This is a genomic window from Protofrankia sp. CiP1_Cm_nod2 (assembly GCF_920664355.1).
Taxonomy (GTDB): domain Bacteria; phylum Actinomycetota; class Actinomycetes; order Frankiales; family Frankiaceae; genus Protofrankia.
This window is the reverse complement of the sequence record NZ_CAKKTL010000367.1, coordinates 3,596-4,123: the sequence shown is the minus strand read 5'-3', so window position 1 is coordinate 4,123 and position 528 is coordinate 3,596. Positions and strand designations below refer to the sequence as shown.

Annotated in this window: 1 protein-coding gene and 1 pseudogene; both read right to left on the bottom strand. The window is 73.9% G+C overall.

Features of this window, described 5'->3' with window-relative positions; genetic code table 11:
- Positions 1-234, bottom strand: a pseudogene (locus NBW84_RS23465) (metal-sulfur cluster assembly factor); the annotation flags it as partial.
- A partial coding sequence (gene sufU / locus NBW84_RS23460; RefSeq protein WP_250287471.1) for a Fe-S cluster assembly sulfur transfer protein SufU occupies positions 231-528 on the bottom strand: 298 nt, incomplete at its 5' end. The gene sufU and the pseudogene NBW84_RS23465, both read right to left, overlap by 4 nt.

Sequence of the window (528 nt, the reverse complement as noted above, 5' to 3'; positions counted from 1 at the left end):
CGCGGCCTTGTCGACGGCGGCGCCGGCGGCCACCCCTCCGGCGACCACCTCGCCGGGAGCCACCCCTCCGGCGGCCGCCTCGCCGGCGACCGTCCCGTCGACAGTGGCGGGCGCCTCGCCGGGAGCCGCCTCGCCGACAGCGGCCGGGTCGGCGGCGAGCACGGCCGGCGCCGTCGCCGCCGGATCGTCGGTGCCGGTCGTCTGCTGGTCGGCCAGCGTGGTGGTCTCGCTCATCGGTCCGCCTCCTGTTCCGGGATGCCGCCCACGGCCTGCACGGTCGCGTCCTTCCAGGCCATCCATGACAGCAGTGCGCACTTGACCCTGGCCGGGTATTTCGACACGCCCGCGAAGGCTACCGCGTCCTCCAGCACGTCCTCGTCCGGCTCCAGGGTGCCGCGGGACTGCATCAGCGCCAGGAACTCCCGTTCCAGTCCGAGCGCGTCGGCCACGGACCTGCCGATCACAAGGTCGGTCATGACGCTCGCGGACGCCTGGCTGATCGAACAGCCCTCGCTCTCGTAGGAGACG